This is a genomic window from Sulfitobacter sp. M85, from assembly GCF_029285915.1.
GTDB classification, from domain to species: Bacteria; Pseudomonadota; Alphaproteobacteria; order Rhodobacterales; family Rhodobacteraceae; genus Sulfitobacter; species Sulfitobacter faviae.
This window is the reverse complement of the sequence record NZ_JABECQ010000008.1, coordinates 24,158-40,982: the sequence shown is the minus strand read 5'-3', so window position 1 is coordinate 40,982 and position 16,825 is coordinate 24,158. Positions and strand designations below refer to the sequence as shown.

General features: G+C 64.7%; 15 protein-coding genes. 6 read left to right on the top strand and 9 right to left on the bottom strand.

Annotated features, from left to right (window positions below):
• Nucleotide 1: 1 nt before the first annotated feature.
• A complete protein-coding gene (locus HKX24_RS14845; protein WP_271692349.1) occupies nucleotides 2-940 on the top strand; it encodes a glyoxylate/hydroxypyruvate reductase A in 939 nt (312 codons plus the stop codon).
• Between the two features lie 19 nt (nucleotides 941-959).
• On the opposite strand, the gene HKX24_RS14840 is transcribed toward HKX24_RS14845, so the two are convergent.
• The 5 genes from HKX24_RS14840 to HKX24_RS14820 form a co-directional block, all read right to left on the bottom strand.
• Nucleotides 960-2,972 (bottom strand): M3 family metallopeptidase, encoded by a 2,013-nt coding sequence (locus HKX24_RS14840; RefSeq protein WP_271692350.1) that lies wholly within the window; start codon nucleotides 2,970-2,972, stop codon nucleotides 960-962.
• Between the two features lie 48 nt (nucleotides 2,973-3,020).
• Entirely contained in the window at nucleotides 3,021-4,058 is a 1,038-nt protein-coding gene (moeB, locus tag HKX24_RS14835) for a molybdopterin-synthase adenylyltransferase MoeB (RefSeq protein WP_271692351.1), read from the bottom strand.
• Nucleotides 4,058-4,510, bottom strand: coding sequence for a dUTP diphosphatase (gene dut, locus HKX24_RS14830; RefSeq protein WP_271692352.1), 453 nt, complete (start codon nucleotides 4,508-4,510; stop codon nucleotides 4,058-4,060). Before dut ends, moeB begins: the two co-directional genes overlap by 1 nt.
• A gap of 9 nt (nucleotides 4,511-4,519) precedes the next feature.
• On the bottom strand, nucleotides 4,520-5,713 hold the full coding sequence (gene coaBC, locus HKX24_RS14825) for a bifunctional phosphopantothenoylcysteine decarboxylase/phosphopantothenate--cysteine ligase CoaBC (protein ID WP_271692353.1): 1,194 nt from the start codon (nucleotides 5,711-5,713) through the stop codon (nucleotides 4,520-4,522).
• A gap of 81 nt (nucleotides 5,714-5,794) precedes the next feature.
• Entirely contained in the window at nucleotides 5,795-6,673 is an 879-nt protein-coding gene (locus HKX24_RS14820; RefSeq protein WP_067265311.1) for an RNA polymerase factor sigma-32, read from the bottom strand.
• Nucleotides 6,674-6,771: 98 nt separating this feature from the next.
• On the opposite strand from HKX24_RS14820, the gene cobU reads away from it, so the two are divergent.
• The 3 genes from cobU (at nucleotide 6,772) to HKX24_RS14805 (ending at nucleotide 9,461) form a co-directional block, all read left to right on the top strand.
• Nucleotides 6,772-7,293, top strand: a complete 522-nt coding sequence (gene cobU, locus HKX24_RS14815; protein ID WP_271692354.1) for a bifunctional adenosylcobinamide kinase/adenosylcobinamide-phosphate guanylyltransferase — start codon at nucleotides 6,772-6,774, stop codon at nucleotides 7,291-7,293.
• Nucleotides 7,290-7,871 carry a histidine phosphatase family protein gene (locus HKX24_RS14810; RefSeq protein ID WP_271692355.1) on the top strand — a complete coding sequence of 194 codons (582 nt, stop codon included), beginning with the start codon at nucleotides 7,290-7,292 and terminating at the stop codon, nucleotides 7,869-7,871. Before cobU ends, HKX24_RS14810 begins: the two co-directional genes overlap by 4 nt.
• 72 nt (nucleotides 7,872-7,943) lie before the next feature.
• A complete protein-coding gene (locus HKX24_RS14805) occupies nucleotides 7,944-9,461 on the top strand; it encodes a YifB family Mg chelatase-like AAA ATPase (protein WP_271692356.1) in 1,518 nt (505 codons plus the stop codon).
• On the opposite strand, the gene HKX24_RS14800 is transcribed toward HKX24_RS14805, so the two are convergent.
• The 4 genes from HKX24_RS14800 to rsmI form a co-directional block, all read right to left on the bottom strand.
• The gene (locus HKX24_RS14800; protein ID WP_271692357.1) at nucleotides 9,424-10,341 is read right to left on the bottom strand and encodes an alpha/beta hydrolase; all 918 of its coding nucleotides are present in this window, start codon (nucleotides 10,339-10,341) and stop codon (nucleotides 9,424-9,426) included. The genes HKX24_RS14805 and HKX24_RS14800 overlap by 38 nt on opposite strands.
• Nucleotides 10,338-11,273, bottom strand: coding sequence for a glutathione synthase (gshB, locus tag HKX24_RS14795; protein WP_271692358.1), 936 nt, complete (start codon nucleotides 11,271-11,273; stop codon nucleotides 10,338-10,340). The genes HKX24_RS14800 and gshB overlap by 4 nt, the downstream gene beginning before the upstream one ends.
• Before the next feature lie 105 nt (nucleotides 11,274-11,378).
• Nucleotides 11,379-11,723 (bottom strand): YraN family protein, encoded by a 345-nt coding sequence (locus tag HKX24_RS14790; RefSeq protein ID WP_276154079.1) that lies wholly within the window; start codon nucleotides 11,721-11,723, stop codon nucleotides 11,379-11,381.
• A 76-nt stretch (nucleotides 11,724-11,799) separates the two neighbouring features.
• Complete coding sequence (gene rsmI / locus HKX24_RS14785) at nucleotides 11,800-12,657, bottom strand: 16S rRNA (cytidine(1402)-2'-O)-methyltransferase (RefSeq protein WP_276154078.1); 858 nt, start codon at nucleotides 12,655-12,657, stop codon at nucleotides 11,800-11,802.
• Between the two features lie 87 nt (nucleotides 12,658-12,744).
• Here rsmI and HKX24_RS14780 point away from each other — a divergent pair, with 87 nt between their 5' ends.
• Together HKX24_RS14780 and HKX24_RS14775 are read left to right on the top strand one after the other, a co-directional pair.
• Nucleotides 12,745-13,926: a penicillin-binding protein activator gene (locus HKX24_RS14780; RefSeq protein ID WP_271688939.1), complete on the top strand. Its 1,182-nt coding sequence runs from the start codon at nucleotides 12,745-12,747 to the stop codon at nucleotides 13,924-13,926.
• A 1-nt stretch (nucleotide 13,927) separates the two neighbouring features.
• Nucleotides 13,928-16,708, top strand: coding sequence for a [protein-PII] uridylyltransferase (locus HKX24_RS14775; RefSeq protein WP_271693857.1), 2,781 nt, complete (start codon nucleotides 13,928-13,930; stop codon nucleotides 16,706-16,708).
• Nucleotides 16,709-16,825 lie beyond the last annotated feature (117 nt).

The window sequence follows — 16,825 nt, the reverse complement described above, 5'->3', positions numbered from 1 at the left end:
CATGACGATCAACATTCTCTTCGCCGCTAAAGCCGAACGCTGGGACGGCTACGAACAGCCTTTGAACGAAGCGCTGCGCAAAGCACTGCCGGGGCAGGATTTCACGCTGGCCACCGATCTGCCGCCTGAAGAGGTCGACTATATCGTCTACGCCCCCAACAGCGATTTGCAGGATTTCACCCCCTATACCCGCGCCAAGGCGGTGCTGAACCTCTGGGCCGGGGTGGAGGCGATCACCGGCAATGAGACCCTCAAGATCCCCCTGGCGCGGATGGTCGATTTCGGCCTGACCCACGGCATGGTGGAATGGTGTACCGGCCACGTGATGCGCCATCATCTGGGGATGGATACCGACATTCTGCGCAAGGATGCCAAATGGGAGCCGCGCACCCCGCCGCTGGCGCGCGAGCGCAGCGTCGCAGTGCTGGGCATCGGCGCGCTTGGGCAGGCTGTGGCCGAGGCGCTGGTGGGAGTGGGCTTTGACGTGACCGGCTGGTCGCGCAGCGAAAAGCAAATCGAGGGCGTGCGCTGCCTGCATGGCGACGAGGGTCTGAAGGAGGCGCTCAAACGCGCCGAGATCGCCGTGCTCCTGATGCCCGACACGCCCGCCACGCAGAACGTTCTGAATGCCGAGACGCTGGCGCAAATGCCCGAGGGCGCCTTCATCATCAACCCCGGTCGCGGGCCGCTGATCGACGACGATGCGCTCTTGGCAGCGCTCGATAGCGGGCAGATCGCCCATGCAACGCTCGATGTCTTCCGGGTAGAGCCGCTGCCCGAGGATCATCCCTATTGGGCGCATCCGAAGGTGACCGTGACCCCGCATATCGCGGCGGCCACGCGCAACGACACGGCCTCGGAAGTCATCGCGGAAAACATCCGCCGCAGCGAGGCCGGCGAGCCCCTGCTGCATCTGGTCGACCGCGACCGGGGATATTGACCCCCGGCCCCGGCAAGGCTCAGGCGGCCAGCCCGCGCCCCTTGAGCAGCGCCTCAACCCCCGGCAGTCGCCCCCGGAAGGCGGTGTAAAGCTCTGCCGGATCGCGGCTGCCGCCGGTCGAGAGGATGTGTTCCTCCAACGCCTCGGCGCGTTCGGCGTCGAAAGCCCCGCCAGCCTCCTCGAAGGCGGCGAAGGCGTCGGCGTCCATTACCTCGGACCACATGTAGCTGTAATAGGCGCTGGAATAGCCATCGCCTGAGAACACATGCGCGAACTGCGGGGCGGCGTGGCGCATGCGGATCGCCTGCGGCATGCCGATGCTGCTGAGCACCTCGGCCTGTTTCGCCATCGGATCGGCAGGTGGTTCGCCGTCGTGGAACTCCAGATCGACAAGGGCGGAGGCGATATATTCCACCGTCTGAAAGCCCATGTCGAAGGTCGCGGCGGCCAGCACCTTGTCGAGCATCTCCCGCGGCATGGCCTCGCCCGTCCGCGCATGGGTCGCGAATTTCTGCAGCACCTCTGGCTGGTCCAGCCAGTGCTCAAAAAGCTGGCTCGGCAACTCCACGAAGTCGCGCGCCACCGAGGTGCCGCTGACGCTTTCATAGGTCACATCCGAGAGCATCTGGTGCAGCGCATGGCCGAACTCGTGAAACAACGTGCGGGCGTCGTCGTAGGACAACAGCGCTGGATCGCCCTTGGCGAAATTGCAGACGTTGATCACCACGGGGGCCTGTTCGCGCGGGAACTTCGCCTGCGCGCGCATCGCCGAGCACCACGCGCCCGACCGTTTCGAGCCGCGCGCGAAATAATCACCGATGAAGACCGCCACATGCTGGCCGTCCCGCGTCACTTCCCACGCCCGGCAATCGGGGTGGTAGAGCGGCACGTCAAGGGCTGCGAACTCCAGCCCGAACAACCGGTTGGCGCAGTCGAAGGCCGCGTCGATCATCCGGTCGAGCTGGAAATAGGGTTTCAGCGCCGCCTCATCGAGATCATGCTCCGCCGCGCGCCGCTTCTCGGCGTAGTAGCGCCAGTCCCAAGGCTCCAGCGCCCCGTTCACGCCGTCCTCGCGCATCAGCGCGGTCAGCACCTCGGCATCGGCGTCGGCCTGCGCCTTGGCCGGTCTCCAGACCGACATCAGCAGGTCGCGCACGGCTTGCGGGGTCTTCGCCATCTCGGTTTCCAACTTGTAGGCGGCGAAATTGTCGTAGCCCAATAGCGCCGCGCGCTCCTTGCGCAGGGCGAGTGTTTCGGCCGCGATCTCGCGGTTGTCGGTCTCGCCGCCGTTCGCACCGCGGGCTTCCCACGCGCGGAACGCCTTCTCGCGCAGGTCGCGGCGGTCCGAAAATTGCAGGAAGGGCGTGATGAGCGAGCGCGACAGCGTGACCACCGGGCCTCGCGCGCCCTTTTCTTCGCCCGCGGCCCGGGCGGCATCGATCACGAAATCCGGCAGGCCGGTCAGATCGTCCTCGGACAGCGGCATGAACCAGTCGCGCTCATCCGCCAGCAGGTTCTGGGTAAACTGCGTGCCCAGCACAGCCAGCCGCGCCTTGATCTCTTTCATGCGCTCGGCCTCCGACCCCGTCAGCGCGGCGCCTGAGCGGACGAAGCCACGGTGCGTCAGCATCAGCACGCGGGCCTGTTCCTCGCTGAGGTCGAGCCTGTTGCGCGCCTCCCAAACGGCATTGATGCGGGCGAAGAGTTTCGCGTTGCCCGAGATCGCCGATTGATGCGTGGCGAGCTTGGGCGAGAAGTCGCGCTGCAACGCCTCGCGCGCCGGGTTGCTGTCTGCGCCTGCGACGGTGAAGAAGACGCTCAAAACCTTGTCGAGCGCCTCGCCCGAGGCTTCCAGCGCCTCGATGGTATTGGCGAAGCTGGGGGCCTCGGGGTTCTCGGCGATGGCGTCGATCTCCGCCCGGTGGGCGGTGAGCGCCTCCTCCAAAGCGGGGGCGAAATCGTCGTCTGAAATGCGGTCAAAGGGGGCGATGCCGAAGGGGGTCTCCCATTCGGTCAGAAACGGGTTTGTCATGCAGGTCTCCTTTGCGCCCAAGATGGGGCGCGCCGGGGTGACTTGCAATCACCCGCCGCAGGTTTCGCAGCCCGCCCGGCGTTTGAGGCCGATCTTGCGGGTCTCGCCGTAAAGCCCGTCGTAGATCATCATCTCGCCGCGCAAGACGCTGCCCGCCCCGGTGATGAGCTTTACCGCCTCCAGCGCCATCATCGTGCCGATCACGCCGGGCAGCGGCCCGATCACCCCGGCCTCGGCGCAGGAGGGCGCAAGCCCCGCCGCCGGCGCTTCGGGGAAGATGCAGCGATAACAAGGCGCGCCGCGGGCGGGGTCGAAGACGCTGAGCTGCCCCTCCCATTGGCTGAGCGCGCCCGAAATCAGCGGCGTGGCCGTCGCGACGCAGGCCGCGTTCACCCGGTAGCGGGTATCGAAATTGTCGGTCCCGTCGAGCACGAGGTCATAGTCGGCGACGAGTTCCTCGGCGATCTCGTCAGTCAGACGGCGGTGGTAGGGGCGGACCGTGACATGGGGGTTCTGCGCCAGCATCTCGGCCTGCGCGGAAAAGACCTTGGGCGTGCCGATGGCGGCGTCCTTGTGGATCACCTGCCGCTGCAGATTGGCGTTTTCGACCGCGTCGTCGTCGATCACCCCGATGGTACCGACGCCCGCCGCGGCGAGGTACTGCAGCACCGGCGCGCCGAGACCGCCCGCACCGATCACCAGCACCTTCGCGTTCTTCAGCGCCTTCTGCCCGGGGCCGCCGACCTCACGCAGCACGATGTGCCGGGCGTAGCGGTTCAACTCACTCTCCGAAAAACGGCCCGAGGCGGGGGCTTCGGTCGGCGCGTCCGGCGTGGCGCGCGCGCGCAGGGTCGCCAGCCCCTGCCGGTAGAGCAGCACCAGCACGACGAAACCGCCCAAGAGCAGCCAAGGCGCGGCGCTGCCGCCGGTGGCGAGGCGCAGCGGATGGGTGGCCGGAAACAGCAGATGCAGCGCGACCAGCGCCAGATACATCAGCCCGACCAGCCCCGCGCGCAGCCCGCGCGGCAGGCCAAGGAAGCCGCCGCCAAACCAAAGCGCCGCCGCGATGATCAAAACAGCCAGCATCACTGCGCCCCCGTCGAGCCGAACCCGCCCGCGCCGCGCGGGGTCTCATCAAGGCGCTCGGCCAGATCGAAGCCCGCCTGCACCACCGGGGCCACGACCATCTGGGCGATGCGCATGCCATGTTCGACGGTGAAGGCCTCCGCCCCCATATTGCCCATGATCACCCCCACGACGCCGCGATAATCGCTGTCGATGGTGCCGGGGCTGTTGATCAGGGTGATCCCATGCTTCAGCGCGAGACCCGAGCGCGGGCGGATCTGCACCTCGAACCCCTGCGGGATCGCCATGTGCAACCCGGTGGAGATCAGCGCCCGCGCGCCGGGGGCCAGATCGACGGCGCCGCCGGGCAGATTGGCCCGCAGATCCGCCCCCGCGGCCCCGGCGCTTTCATAGGCGGGCAATGGCAGGCTGCGGTCCGCGCCATCGGCCCAGCAGAGTTTGATCGTGGTCATAGCGGCCCCTCAGGCAAGTGCTGCGGCGATACGTTCGGCCAGACGGGCGGCCACGGCATCTTTGCCCATGCGCGGCCAGTCCTCCGCCCCGGTCTCGGTGATCAGTGTCACGGCATTCTCGCGCCCGCCCATGATGCCGGTGGCAGGCGAGACGTCGTTGGCGACGATCCAGTCACAGCCCTTGCGATCCCGTTTCGCGGTGGCATGGGCCAGCACGTCGTCAGTCTCGGCGGCAAAGCCCACGACGAGCGGCGGGCGGCCTTCGCCGCGCTGGCTAATGGTCTTCAGGATGTCGGGGTTTTCCGCGAAAGTCAGGCTGGGCAGCCCGTCTTTCGATTTCTTCAGCTTACGGTCCCCTGCCCCCTGCACATGCCAATCGGCCACCGCGGCGGCAAAGACGGCGGCATCGGCGGGCAGTGCGGCCTCTACCGCCTGCATCATCTCTTGCGCCGTTTGCACCGGCACCACCTCGACGCCCTCGGGCGGGACGACCTCGGCGGGGCCGGTGACAAAGACGACCTCAGCCCCCAGATCCGCCAGCGCCCGCGCGATGGCTGTGCCCTGCGCCCCGGAAGAGCGGTTGGCGATATAGCGCACCGGGTCGATCGGCTCATGCGTCGGGCCGGAGGTGACGAGGATGCGCGTGCCCGCGAGCGGCCCCTGCCCCAGCCGCGCCTCAACAGCCGCGACAATCTCAAGCGGTTCGGCCATCCGTCCCGGCCCGTATTCACCGCAGGCCATATCACCGTCGTTCGGTCCGACCATGGCGATGCCATCGCCGCGCAGGGTGGCGATGTTGCGCTGCGTCGCGGGGTGCTGCCACATCCGTACGTTCATCGCAGGCGCCAGCAGAACCGGCGTATCGGTGGCCAAAAGCAGGGTCGAGGCCAGATCATTCGCCGCCCCCTGCGCCATCTTGGCCATCAGGTCTGCCGTGGCGGGGGCGACCACCAACAGGTCCGCCGCGCGGCTGAGCTGGATATGCCCCATCTCGGCCTCATCTCCAAGGTCGAAAAGATCGCGAAAGACCTTCACCCCGGTCAGGGCAGATACGGAAAGCGGGGTGACAAACTCTTCGCCCGCGCGGGTCAGCACCGGTGTCACCTTGGCCCCACGCTCGCGCAGACGCCGGATCAGATCGAGGGATTTATAGGCGGCAATGCCGCCGCCGATGATCAGCAGAATATGTTTGCCCGACAGCATAAAGGCCCCCCGTTTGCGTTGGGGAGACCTTAATCCGGGGCGGGGAAATCTGCCAGCCCCGGAAGGGATCGCGATGCGGGGTTAGGCCAGAAAGGCAAAGACCTCACGCGATTGCATCTCGAGGGACTTGCGCATCTTGCCAAAGGCCGCGGCCTCAAGCTGGCGGACCCGCTCTTTGCTGAGGCTGAGTTCGTCACCAAGGCTTTCCAAGGTACGCGCCGGATCCCGCAGTTTACGTTCGCGCACGATGAATTGCTCGCGCTCGGACAGGCCCTGCATTGCCGCCAGCAACCAGTTCCGCAACTGCGCCGTGTCATGCTCTTCCTCGACACGCTCCGCCGCCTGCGCGCTTTCGTCAGCCAGTGCTTCGATCCACTCGCGGCCCTCATCCTCAGCGCTCTGCGTGGCGTTCAGCGAATAGTCCGAGCCCGACAGACGGCCTTCCATCATCTCGACATCATGCAGCGGCACGCCGATCTCGGTCGAGATCATCTGGCGCAGCTGGTGCTTATCCAGCGTCTCGCCCATGGCCGTGGCCTCACGCTCCAACCGAGCCTGCACGCGGCGCATGTTGAAGAACAACGATTTCTGAGAGGAGGTCGACCCTGTCCGCACCATCGACCAATTGCGCATCACATGGTCTTGAATGCTCGCCTTGATCCACCAGACCGCATAGGTCGAGAAACGCACGCCGCGGTCGGGGTCGAATTTGTCGGCGGCTTTCATCAGGCCCAGACCGGCCTCTTGGATCAGATCGTTCATCGGCGCGCCGTAACGCTTGAACTTGCCGGCCATCGAAATCGCCAGACGCATGTAGGCGGTGATCAAACGGTGCAACGCGGCCTCATCCCGGTGATCGCGCCACGCATAGGCCAATTCCAACTCCGTTTCGGCATCGAGCAATTCGGCCTTCATTGCGGTGCGGGTGAGTGAAAATTCGCGAGCGGTTTGCAATGACATTTGGTATCCCCCTTGAGAAATGCGCGGCGCACCTTGTGATGGGCCTTTGGTGGAGATACGCAGAGACATGCCATTTGGTTCAAATATTTGGTGAGAAGATGTTGCCTAGAACTACCTTTGCCCTAGGTGGGGCGGCCTCGGGCAAGTCGGAATGGGCAGAGGCCCTCGTAAATTCCAGCGGCATGTCAAAGACTTACCTCGCCACCGGTCGCATATGGGATGACGAAGTTCAAGAACGCGTGAACAAGCATCAAGCAAGGCGCGATGCGGGGTGGCGCACCGTCGAATGCCCGCTCGATCTGACCGAACCGCTGGCGAAACTGCCCGCCGGCGAAATCGTGCTGATCGACTGCGCAACCATGTGGCTGAGCAATCACCTGATGGAAGGCAGCGATCTGGAGGCCGCGCAGGCGCAGCTTTTGCAGGCCCTGCGGGGCTGCGCCGCGTATTGGATCGTGGTCTCGAACGAGGTCGGCCAAGGGATCGTGCCCGAGAACGCCATGGCGCGCCAATTCCGCGAGGCGCAGGGGCGGCTCAACATCGCCTTGGCCGCCGAGGCAGAAACGGTGGTGCAGGTCGTCGTCGGCCTGCCGCAACTGTTGAAAGGGGAGATGCCATGACCATTTGGCACTGGGTGCGCCACGGCCCGACCCATGAGAAGAACTTCGTCGGCTGGCGCGATGTCCCGGCGGACCTTTCCGATGCGCCCCGACTGGCGCGGTTGAACCTGCATCTGCCGGACGAGGCGCTGCTCGTCTCCTCGGACCTGATCCGCGCTGTGCATACGGCGGATGCGCTGGCCCAGCCCGCCCGCCGCCGCCTGCCCCATGAGCATGAGCTGCGCGAGCTGCATTTCGGCGCTTGGGACGGGCTGCATTTTTCCGAAGTCGCCGCGCGTGACCCGGACCTCAGCCGCGCCTATTGGGAGACCCCCGGCGATGTCATGGCCCCCGAGGGCGAAAGCTGGAACCAGACCAAGGCGCGCGTCGACCGAGTTGTGGCACGGATCAACGCGGCCCACCCCAATGCCCATGTGATCGCCGTGGCCCATTTCGGCGTGATCCTCACGCAGGTGCAGCAGGCCCAAGGTGGCGGCCCGCTGGAGGCGATGGCCCATAAGATCGACAACCTCTCGGTGACGCATCTGTCCCACGACAACGGCCAATGGCGGGTTGAAGGGATCAATCATACGCCCTGACCCACAGTGCCGTTAACCATTCCTAAACCCCTCTTGCCTACCGATTAACCATAGCAAGACGGAGCAGGGGTAATGGTATCGCGGGCCTATACGGTCGCATTTCAAGGGGTCGACGCGCGCATCGTCGAGGTGCAATGCGCGGTCACCGCCGGGCTGCCGGGCTTTTCGATCGTCGGACTGGCGGACAAGGCCGTGTCGGAAGCCCGCGACCGGGTGCGCACGGCGCTCAGCGCCTTGGCCATCGCGCTGCCGTCCAAACGCATCACCGTCAACCTCTCCCCCGCCGACCTGCCCAAGGAAGGCAGCCATTTCGACCTGCCCATCGCGCTGGCGCTGCTCTCGGCCCTCGATATCCTGCCCGATGACATCACCCAGAATGTAGTGGCCTTGGGGGAGCTTTCGCTCGATGGGACACTGATGCCCGTGGTCGGCGCCCTGCCCGCCGCCATGGCCGCCGCCGCCGAGGACCGCAGCCTGCTCTGCCCCGCGGGGTCGGGGGCGGAGGCCGCATGGGTGGGCAAGACACAGGTCATCGCCGCCGCCAATCTGGGCGATGTGGTGCGCCACTACACTGGGCAAGTACCGATCGCCCCCGCCGAGCCGGGCGAGGTGCCCCTCACATTGGCGGGCCGCGACCTGCGCGAGGTTAAGGGCCAAGAACGCGCCAAACGCGCGTTGGAGATCGCCGCCGCCGGGCGGCATCACCTGATGCTGGTCGGCACGCCGGGGTCGGGCAAATCCATGCTGGCCGCGCGGCTGCCCGGCATCCTGCCGCCGCTGACGGCATCCGAGGCGCTGGAGACCTCAATGATCCACTCCCTCGCCGGGCTGCTGGATGAGGGCGGCATTTCCCGCAGCCGCCCTTTCCGCGAGCCGCATCACACGGCCTCCATGGCTGCGATCATCGGCGGCGGTCGGCAGGCGCGTCCGGGGGAGGCATCTCTGGCCCATAACGGCGTGCTGTTCATGGATGAGTTCCCCGAGTTCAACCGCACCGTCCTCGAAACCCTGCGCCAACCGATCGAGACCGGCGAGGTCATGATCGCGCGCGCCAATGCCCATGTGAAATACCCCTGCCGCTTTATGCTCGTCGCGGCGGCAAACCCCTGCAAATGCGGCTACCTGCCCGACCCGGCCCGCGCCTGCGCCCGTGTCCCGGCTTGCGGGGAAGACTATCTCGGGCGTATCTCCGGCCCGCTGATGGACCGGTTCGATCTGCGCGTCGACGTGCCGCCCGTCAGCTACAGCGACCTCAACCTGCCCGCCAACGGCGAGACCTCGGCCGAGGTCGCGGCAAGGGTCGCCGCCGCGCGGGCGCTTCAATCCACGCGCTACGCGCCGCATGACGGGATTTCGGCCAATGCTGATGCGGCGACTGACTTGCTTGAAACCGTCGTCAGCCCGGATGCCGAAGCACGCACGCTGCTTCTGCGCGCAGCAGAACGGTTTTCCCTGTCGGCGCGCGGGTATCACCGGGTCATGCGTGTCGCGCGCACCATCGCCGACCTCGCGGGGGAACCCGAGGTCCGCCGCCCCCATATGGCCGAGGCGATCAGTTTTCGCCTGCCCGATCCGACGGCAGGGCATTGATCCAATCGGCGAGGGCCGCAAGGCTCTGCCGCGCCTCGGGCAGGTGGTTCTGAAACAGCGGCCAGACATGCGGCAGGTCATGGAGCTCCTGCAAAGTGGTCGACACGCCCGCTTCGCGCAGACGGGCCGCCAATCGGCGGCTATCATCACGCAGGATTTCGCTGTCACTTACGGTGAGCCAGACGGGCGGTGCGCCTTTGAAATCCGCGAGAATGGGACTCGCCCGGGGGCTCTCCGCATCCTGCCCCTGAAGATAGAGCCGCGCCATTTCCGTCGCGCGGGCGGCGGGCAACAACACGTCGCTTTCGGCATTCTGAGTGAAACTCGGGCCTGAAAACGTCAGGTCCAACAAGGGGGAAAGCCCAAAGGCGCCAGCAGGCAGCGCCACCCCCTCGCGGCAAAGCTGCGCCAAAAGATCGAAAACCAGCGCGCCGCCCGCGCTGTCGCCGCCAATCACGATGTCCCCCGCGGCGATGCCCATTTGACACAGCGCATCCCACGCCGCGCGAATGTCTTGCGCAGGTTTGGGAAAGGCCGCTTCCGGCACGCGCGCATAGCGCGGCAGCACCGCCCGCGCGCCAGTCAGCAGAGATAGGCGCGCGACCATCGCCCGGTGCGTCGCCGGGCTGCCAAACACGAACCCGCCGCCATGAACGTAGAGGATCACACGCCCTTGCGAGGCCTGAGGCGGCGTAAGCCAAAGCGCCGATCCCGCCCCCGGCAGATCACGCCATTCCGCATGCACCTCGCGCGGCCCGTTGAAAAAGAGCCGCGCTTGCATCTCCATCGTGGCCCGCAGGAATTGCGGGTTTGCATGCGCCAGCAAAGGTTTCTCTGTCAGACGCAGGTAGCGGTTCAGAAGATGCTGGCGCAGGCTCACCCGCGCTTGGCCTCGATCGCCTCCCAGATTTTTCCGGCGATATTCTCGCCATCGAACCGTTCCATCTCTTGAATGCCGGTGGGAGAGGTCACGTTGATCTCGGTCAGATAATCACCGATCACATCGATCCCGACAAAGATTTGGCCCTTTTCTTTAAGCAATGGCCCGATGGCGGCGCAGATCTCCAGATCGCGCTCGGTCAACCCGACCTTCTCAGGCCGCCCGCCGACATGCATGTTCGACCGCGTCTCGCCCTCCGCCGGGACGCGGTTGATCGCGCCCACCGGCTCCCCGTCCACGAGGATGACGCGCTTGTCACCCTTGGACACGGCAGGCAGGAATTTCTGAACGATCAGCGGCTCACGCGAGAAACCGGTGAACAATTCATGCAGGGAGGTGAGGTTGCGGTCGTTGGCATCCAGCCGGAACACACCGGCCCCGCCATTGCCGTAAAGCGGTTTCAGAATCACATCGCCATGCTTCGCCTTAAAGGCTTTGATGGTCGAAAGATCACGCGCAATCGTGGTGGGCGGCGTCAGATCGGGAAAGTCGAGCACCAGAAGTTTTTCGGGGTAATTGCGGACCCAAAAGGGATCGTTGACCACTAAGGTGGTTTCTTTCAGCCGGTCCAGCAGGTGGGTCGAGGTGATGTAATGCATGTCGAAAGGCGGGTCTTGGCGCAGCCAGACCACGTCGAAATCCGCCAAATCGACCTCGCGCTCTTCTCCGAACCGGGCGTGATCGCCCTGCACGCGCTGCACGGTAAAGTCATAACCCCGCGCGGTGATCCGCCCCTCTTGGTACGCCAGATGATCGGGCGTGTAGAAGAACAGCTCATGCCCCCGCGCCTGCGCCTCTTCGGCCAGCCGAAAGCTGCTGTCGGCATTGATGTTCACGTCCCCGATCGGGTCCATTTGAAAGGCGATTTTCATCGGCGTCCCCCGCTGCTTACCTTTGTCGTGATCCGACCCGGACCGACGGTGCAGGCTTCTGGGATCGCTTCTTAGATGGCGCAGCAGGGGCCTATGCGCAATGGGTTAGCCGTGGCCAAAGGCGTTTTCGATGATTTCGGTGGCCCCCTGCCCATCGACAAGCGCCACGTCAAAGCGCACCTCGGTCAGGCTTCCTGCAGGTTCGCCAGCAAGAAATTCCTCGGCGGAGCGGTAGATGCGCTGCATCTGTCGGGCAGAAAGGCTTTCGGCGGCCCGTGCGAAACTACGGCTTTGTTTCACCTCGACAAAGATCAAGGCAGCCCCATCGCGCAGGATCAAATCAATTTCACCAGCGCGGCCCCGCCAACGGCGGCGCGCGATGGCAAAACCGCGCCTTTCATAGTCTTGCGCGATGCGGTTCTCGGCAGCGATCCCGGCGTGATAGGCCATGCGCCCCCGTTGGCGCTTGGTCGCAGTTCGTATCCCCGTATCACCCTGCACCATTTTCATTGCTCCGACCCATGTTCTAACCTTTGCCGAGCGCCAATGCCGCTTGATAGACCTGCCGCCGCGGCAGGCCATGGGCCTGCGCCACCAAATCGACAGCGTCACGCATCGACATATCTGTAAGCGCCCGTTGCAAATCTGTTTCTAGGTCAAGGTGATTAACAGAGTCTGAACGGCTGCGATCAATCAGCACCACCACTTCGCCTTTCGGAGCCTTCGCTTGATAAAGCTCGGCGAGGTTTTCTAGGGTATCGCGCTGAATCTCTTCGAATTTCTTGGTCAACTCCCGGCACATTGCCGCTTTGCGCCCCGCGCCCAGTGCGGTTGCCGCATCGCGCAGCATGGCGCCGAGCCGTTTGGGCGATTCGTAGAAAACTAGTGTCCCCGGCACGTCGCGCAGCTTTTCCAGCGCCGCGATGCGTGCCGATTTACTATTGGGCAGGAAGCCCGCAAAGAAAAATGCATCCGTCGGCAGGGCGCCCAAGGCCAGCGCGGTCAGCACGGCCGATGGTCCCGGCGCGCAGGTCTGCATCACGCCCGCTTCGGCTGCGGCGCGGCTTAATTCAAACCCCGGATCGGCGATCAGCGGCATGCCCGCCTCTGACGCATAGGCGACTGATTTGCCCTCGCAGATGGCCGCGATCAGCCGCTCTTCCACCGATGTACCGCTGTGATCGTGCAGCGCCAGCACCTTGCGCCCATCAAGCGGCACCCCATGAATTTCCATCAGCCGCCGCAGGCTGCGCGTGTCCTCTGCCGCCAGCAGATCCGCCGAGGCCAGCGTGTCGAGCGCGCGCAGCGTGATATCGCGTGCGGTGCCGATGGGGACGCCCACGAAATAAAGTCCCGGGGCTAGCTCTGTCTTGTCAAATTTCAACGCTGGACCCGCCTTTCGCAGTCACTATGATCGCGGCCATGTTCCGGCGACCATCGTCGTCTTGCCACCACCGGGGAGTGAATACAAATGATTGCCTGTTTCCGCGCCATCCGCAAGAAGATGCACCTGCTCTTGCTGCCGCTCTTCGCGGTCCTGCTGGCGGCCTGTCAGCCTGTCGCCACGGGCGGCGCCAATTCCGGCGGCCCGCGCATTGACCCTGCGGCCCCCGTCCCCGTGGCGCTCTTGGTTCCGCGGGGCGGCACGGCCGGTGATGAGTTGCTGGCCAAGAACCTCGAAAACGCCGCGCGTCTTGCGATGCGCGATCTGGATGGCGTCCAGATCGACCTGCGCGTTTATGGCACCGCAGGCAATGCCAGCACAGCCGCATCCGTCGCTGCGCAGGCGGTGAATGAAGGGGCCAAGATCATCCTTGGCCCCGTTTACGGCGAAGCGGCCAATGCGGCTGGGGTGGCCGTGGCCTCCTCCGGGGTCAACGTGATCTCCTTCTCGAACAACCCAACCATCGCGGGCGGCAATGTTTTCGTGCTTGGGCCGACTTTTGCCAATACCGCCAACCGGTTGGTGAGCTTTGCCAAGCGCAACGGCAAAGACAAAATGGTCGTGCTGCATGGTCAGGACCTTGCCGGACAGTTGGGCCGTGACGCGATCGTTCAGGCGATCAGCGCCAATGGCGCGACGCTGGCAGGCACCGTCGATTACGCGCTGAGCCAAGAGTCGGTCGTGGCCGCCGTGCCGCGCGTCAAAGCGACCATCGAAGGCAGCGGCGCCAATGCGCTCTTCCTCACCACCTCCTCGGCCAGTGCTCTGCCGCTCTTCGCGCAGCTTCTGCCCGAGGCTGGTATCCAATCGGCCACCACGCAATATGTCGGCCTGACCCGTTGGGACATCCCCGCCCAAACGCTGGAACTGCCCGGCGTTCAGGGCGGCTGGTTCGCCCTGCCCGACAGGGCGGCGAGCGGTGCCTTCTCCAACCGTTACACCGCGGCCTATGGCAGTGATCCGCACCCTCTGGCCGGGCTGGCATTTGACGGGATCGCGGCGATCGGCTCCTTGGTGAAGGGCGGCAAATCCAACGCGCTTTCCGGGGCCGCGCTGACCCAAGGGGCGGGCTTCCAAGGCGCCAGCGGCATCTTCCGCCTGCGCCGCGATGGCACCAACGAACGCGCCTTGGCCGTGGCCACGATCCGCGACAACCGCGTCGTCGTGCTAGACCCGGCACCGCGCGGCTTTGGCGGAGCTGGTTTCTGAATTGGACCTCGCGAAACCGACAACAACATCAGGCGCGCGTCGACACCCGCGCCTGATTTGCGCGCCCGAGCAAATCTTTGACGACACGGCCATCTGGCAGGCCCTCGCCCAGCGCGACAGCACGCTGGAGGGCGCGGCCCTCAGGGCCGAGATCGTTCCCCTGATCCAAGAAGCCCAGCAGGCGGGCCGCAAGGCCATCGCGGCGGGCTTTGCTGAATCGCCCTTCGACGCGCGGGCGATGACCTCTTCCTACACCTATCTCACCGACCAACTGCTGCGCTGCGTCTTGCAGATTGCCACGCAGGTGCTGCACCCCAACCCGAACCCGACCGAGGGTGAACGGCTCGCCATGATTGGCGTCGGCGGCTATGGCCGGGGAGAGATGGCGCCCTTTTCCGATGTCGATCTGCTGTTCCTCATTCCCTACAAGGCCACCGCATGGTCGGAGAGCGTGATCGAATCGATGCTCTACATCCTGTGGGATTTGAAGCTGAAGGTCGGCCACGCCACGCGCACCTTCGAAGACTGCCTGCGGCTGGGAGCGGATGATTTCACCATTCAGACCGCCCTGCTGGAAAACCGTTTCATCGACGGCGATGTGATCCTTGCGCAAGAGCTTTCCGAACGGCTCAAGAACGAACTTTTCTCAGGCGCGGGAAAGGATTTCATCGAAGCGAAACTTGAAGAGCGCGACAACCGCCACCTGAAACAGGGTGAGCGCTATATGGTCGAGCCCAACGTCAAAGAAGGCAAAGGCGGGCTGCGCGATCTGCATTCGCTGTTCTGGATCGCCAAGTTCATCCATGACGTCGACCGGGTCGCGGATCTGGTCGATCTCGGCGTCTTCCGCGCCGATGAATACGACACTTTCCGCGAGGCCGAGGCCTTTCTCTGGGCCGTGCGCGGGCACCTTCACCTGATCGCGGGACGTGCGACGGAACAGTTGACCTTCGACATGCAGGTGCAGGTCGCTCAAGCCATGGGCTATCAGGATATCGGGGGCCGGCGGGGCGTCGAGATCTTCATGCAGGCCTATTTCCGCCATGCCACCGCGGTGGGGGATCTGACCCGTATCTTCGTCAGCGGGCTAGAGGCGTCGCATATGAAGGCCGAGCCGCTGCTGGAACGCATCTTCCGCCGCCGCCCGAAAATCCGCGAAGGGTTTCAGGTGGTCCACAACCGCATCGCGGTGAAGGACGACGAAGAGTTTCTGCAAGACAAGCTGAACCTGTTGCGCATCTTTGAAGAGGCGCTGCGCACGGGGATGTTGATCCACCCCGATGCGATGCGTCTGATCAAGGCAAACCTCGCGCTGATCGACGATGACATGCGTCGCACGCCCGAGGCGCGCCGCATCTTCCTTGATCTGCTGCTGAAACACGGCAATCCCGAACGCTCCCTGCGGCGGATGAACGAATTGGGCGTCTTGGGCGCCTTCATCCCTGAGTTCGAGCCGATCGTCGCGATGATGCAGTTCAACATGTATCATTCCTACACCGTCGACGAACACACCATCCAATGTATCGCCAACCTCGCCCGGATTGAGAAGGGCGAGCTGGAAGAGGAACTGCCCGTTGCCTCTTCGATCCTGAAACGTGGGGTGAACCGCAAGGTGCTCTATGTGGCCCTGCTGCTGCATGACATCGGAAAGGGGCGGCCCGAGGACCATTCCATCATCGGCGCGAAACTGGCACGGCGCATTGGCCCGCGGCTGGGGCTGAAACGCGATGAGGTCGACACGGTGGAATGGCTGGTGCGCTATCACTTGCTGATGTCCGACATGGCCCAGAAACGCGACATCGCCGATCCGCGCACGGTGCGTGACTTTGCCAAGGCAGTGCAGACGGTCAAACGGCTCGACCTGCTCTGCGTGCTGACGGTCTGCGACATTCGCGGCGTCGGGCCGAACACGTGGAACAATTGGAAAGCGGTGCTGATCCGCGCGCTCTATCGCCAGACCGAGCGGGCGCTGGAAACCGGGCTCGAAGACCTCAACCGCGAAAACCGAGGCGCGGAGGCCAAGAAAGCCCTGCGCGCCGCGCTCTCCGATTGGCCGCGCAAACACCTGCAACGCGAGACCGCCCGCCATTATCCGCCCTATTGGCAGGGTCTGCATGTCACCGCGCATGTCGCCTTTGCGGAACTGCTGCGCGACATCGGCAATGACGATATCCGCATTGATCTGCACCCCGACGAAGACCGCGGTGCGACGCGGGCCTGTTTCGTCATGGCCGATCACCCCGGCATCTTTGCCCGGCTTGCAGGCGCGCTGGCGCTGGTCGGCGCCAATGTGGTGGATGCGCGCAGCTACACGACGAAGGACGGTTTCGTAACTGACGCTTTCTGGATTCAGGACAGCGAAGATCAGCCCTATGAGGCCAGCCGCCTGCCGCGGCTGCGCGAGATGATCCTCAAGACCCTGCGCGGTGAGATCGTTGCCCGCGACGCGCTGAAATCCCGCGACAAGGTCAAGAAGCGCGAGCGCGCTTTCAAAGTGCCCACACATATCACCTTCGACAACGAAGGTTCGGAAATCTACACGATCATCGAGGTCGACACCCGCGACCGGCCCGGTCTGCTCTATGATCTGACGCGCACCTTGGCGGCCTCCAACGTCTATATCGCCAATGCGGTGATCGCGACCTATGGCGAACAGGTGGTCGATACTTTCTACGTCAAGGATATGTTCGGCCTGAAATACTATACCGAGGCCAAGCAGCGCACCTTGGAGAAACGCCTGCGCGAAGCGATTGCCGCAGGGGTGGAGCGGGCGGAGGGCTAGCCCCCGCCTCCGCCTCATCGGCGGGTTTCCGCCAGCCGCTCTTTGGTCGCTTTGCTTTGCGCATCAGATCCTCAAAATCCCTGCAACCCGCCGCTGAGACGGGATTCCATGAATGAG

What these genes read in the sequence shown, in the direction of transcription:
- HKX24_RS14780 (WP_271688939.1), top strand. Translation starts at nt 12,745, where the DNA reads ATGATTGCCTGTTTCCGCGCCATCCGCAAGAAGATGCACCTGCTCTTG.
- gshB (WP_271692358.1), bottom strand. Translation starts at nt 11,273, where the DNA reads ATGAAAATCGCCTTTCAAATGGACCCGATCGGGGACGTGAACATCAAT.
- cobU (WP_271692354.1), top strand. Translation starts at nt 6,772, where the DNA reads ATGTTGCCTAGAACTACCTTTGCCCTAGGTGGGGCGGCCTCGGGCAAG.
- coaBC (WP_271692353.1), bottom strand. Translation starts at nt 5,713, where the DNA reads ATGCTGTCGGGCAAACATATTCTGCTGATCATCGGCGGCGGCATTGCC.
- HKX24_RS14845 (WP_271692349.1), top strand. Translation starts at nt 2, where the DNA reads ATGACGATCAACATTCTCTTCGCCGCTAAAGCCGAACGCTGGGACGGC.
- moeB (WP_271692351.1), bottom strand. Translation starts at nt 4,058, where the DNA reads ATGCTGGCTGTTTTGATCATCGCGGCGGCGCTTTGGTTTGGCGGCGGC.
- HKX24_RS14790 (WP_276154079.1), bottom strand. Translation starts at nt 11,723, where the DNA reads ATGGCCTATCACGCCGGGATCGCTGCCGAGAACCGCATCGCGCAAGAC.
- HKX24_RS14805 (WP_271692356.1), top strand. Translation starts at nt 7,944, where the DNA reads ATGGTATCGCGGGCCTATACGGTCGCATTTCAAGGGGTCGACGCGCGC.
- HKX24_RS14810 (WP_271692355.1), top strand. Translation starts at nt 7,290, where the DNA reads ATGACCATTTGGCACTGGGTGCGCCACGGCCCGACCCATGAGAAGAAC.
- HKX24_RS14820 (WP_067265311.1), bottom strand. Translation starts at nt 6,673, where the DNA reads ATGTCATTGCAAACCGCTCGCGAATTTTCACTCACCCGCACCGCAATG.
- dut (WP_271692352.1), bottom strand. Translation starts at nt 4,510, where the DNA reads ATGACCACGATCAAACTCTGCTGGGCCGATGGCGCGGACCGCAGCCTG.
- HKX24_RS14840 (WP_271692350.1), bottom strand. Translation starts at nt 2,972, where the DNA reads ATGACAAACCCGTTTCTGACCGAATGGGAGACCCCCTTCGGCATCGCC.